Origin of the sequence: Vibrio sp. YT-18 (assembly GCF_033337345.1) — a bacterium.
Lineage (GTDB): Bacteria > Pseudomonadota > Gammaproteobacteria > Enterobacterales > Vibrionaceae > Vibrio > Vibrio alginolyticus.
The window spans coordinates 1-1,906 of the sequence record NZ_JAWOQO010000064.1 but is presented as its reverse complement, the minus strand read 5'-3'; the positions used below and the strand labels follow the sequence as shown (position 1 = coordinate 1,906).

The window sequence follows — 1,906 nt, the reverse complement described above, 5'->3', positions numbered from 1 at the left end:
GCGTTGCAAACGCAGATCAACCACTACCCGAAAGAGCCTCTCAGTGCAATTATGCCCGGTGTCGCGCTACACGAATTGTGGGGCATGATGTCTGTCGCAGAACAGGCCTTGATGGCGGTTTCTGGTTTTGTGGTTATCGCGGGTTTACTCGGCATGTTAAGCAGCCTACTGACCAGCTTACAAGAACGACGTCGAGAAATGGCCATTTTACGCGCTATGGGAGCACGCCCGCGCCACGTTTTTTCTCTGCTCATTAGTGAAGCGAGTTTACTCACAGCAGCAGGTATCGTCACCGGCGTTTTGGGGCTGTATGCGATACTCGCCCTACTTCAGCCCCTAATTCAACAACACTACGGTATAAATCTCACGTTAAGCACGCTTTCTGCGTACGAATGGATGCTGCTTAGCTTTGTACAATGCGCCGGTATTGTGATTGGTTTTATTCCAGCATTCCGCGCCTACAGACAGTCACTCAGTGACGGAATGACTATAAGGATCTAACGATGTGGAAAAAAGTTTTAGCCAGTTGCTTACTCGCGATTGCATTTACGACGCCGGTCATGGCGAGTGATGAGCCATTAACGCTCGACTGGATCGATCTGGTTCCTGAAGCGGAACGTAAGCTGTTCGACAGCGTGGGGATGCCCGCGTCTGATCATAGTGGTGGCGCGGCACAGCAATCAAAAATCGGTAACGTCAGACCAGAGCTCAATGGCAGTCAGGTCAAAATCCCTGGCTTCGTGATTCCTCTTGAGGGAGATGCCAACACGGTGACGGAATTTTTGTTGGTGCCGTATTTTGGGGCCTGTATCCACGTGCCACCACCACCACCAAACCAGATCATTTACGTGAAATTTCCGAAAGGCGCACCAGTACAGGAACTTTGGGATGTCATTTACGTGGTGGGAACGTTAAAAACCGAAACCATTAACCATGAACTGGCAGAAACAGCGTATGTGATTGAAGGTTCAAAAATCGAAGCCTACGACGATATGTAGTCGTCGATTTCAAGGTACACCAAAGGCGTCGCATCGGCGCCTTTGTCATCTTTAAATGTTAAACAATGTAGCGCGATAAGTACGCTAACACGCCCACATAAAGAATCAAAAGAAACGCTATCGACAGGTGCTTTTTTAGTTTACTTGCTTCCGAGAACTTCATCACCCCTCCAAAATAACGATAACAATTTTAACAACTCATTATCATTTTGGATAGACCTATTCCTTCAAAATCTGAGACGCTCTCTCTGGTCGCCCCGCGGATTAAGGTGTAAATTGAGGCAAGCGTCAAACGCAAGCTCTTGGTAGGAAAATACATGGCAGAACCAACGAAACAACCTGTAGTGATTGAACACCAGCCTAATACGCAGAAAAACGGTCACCACGACAAGAAAACGGGTTACATCAAAGACAGTGCGAGCAGAATTAAAAACATCGCTCAATCTCATGGCCTTGACGCTCTGTTGCAAACTGACCCTCCTGCCAAATCCGCATTAGAAAGAGCACAACTGCGAGACCAACGACGCCAAGAGCAAAGACAAAAAAACCTTGAGCAAATCCTAAAACTCGCGCACAGCGCTTGCCGCGATGAAACCGCAGGCGAACCCGATCAAGATTGGTTGTATCGATTTTTTGATATGGCCCAAGACATCCACAACAGTTCAATGCAGAAGTTGTGGGCGCAAGTGATGAAGCGTGAAGTGACCAACCCAGGTTCCACGTCGATGAAAGCGCTGAAAGTCCTTAAGGATATGTCCCCAAAAGAAGCGCAAACACTACAAAGAGCAGCCTCTTTGGCGTGCAGTTTTGGCGGCGATAACAGTAAAAAGTTATTGATAGGCTATAAAGTACATGGCGGAATATTCAACTTTGGTAAACGAGATACCACCAGCAATCTGAATATGGGC

General features: G+C 47.6%; 3 protein-coding genes. All 3 read left to right on the top strand.

Features of this window, described 5'->3' with window-relative positions:
* A partial coding sequence (locus R7M72_RS24280) for an ABC transporter permease (RefSeq protein WP_318056365.1) occupies positions 1-501 on the top strand: 501 nt, incomplete at its 5' end.
* 2 nt (positions 502-503) lie between these two features.
* On the top strand, positions 504-998 hold the full coding sequence (locus tag R7M72_RS24275; RefSeq protein WP_005479671.1) for a DUF3299 domain-containing protein: 495 nt from the start codon (positions 504-506) through the stop codon (positions 996-998).
* A gap of 317 nt (positions 999-1,315) precedes the next feature.
* A partial coding sequence (locus tag R7M72_RS24270; protein ID WP_318056364.1) for a TIGR03899 family protein occupies positions 1,316-1,906 on the top strand: 591 nt, incomplete at its 3' end.

What these genes read in the sequence shown, in the direction of transcription:
- R7M72_RS24275 (WP_005479671.1), top strand. Translation starts at nt 504, where the DNA reads ATGTGGAAAAAAGTTTTAGCCAGTTGCTTACTCGCGATTGCATTTACG.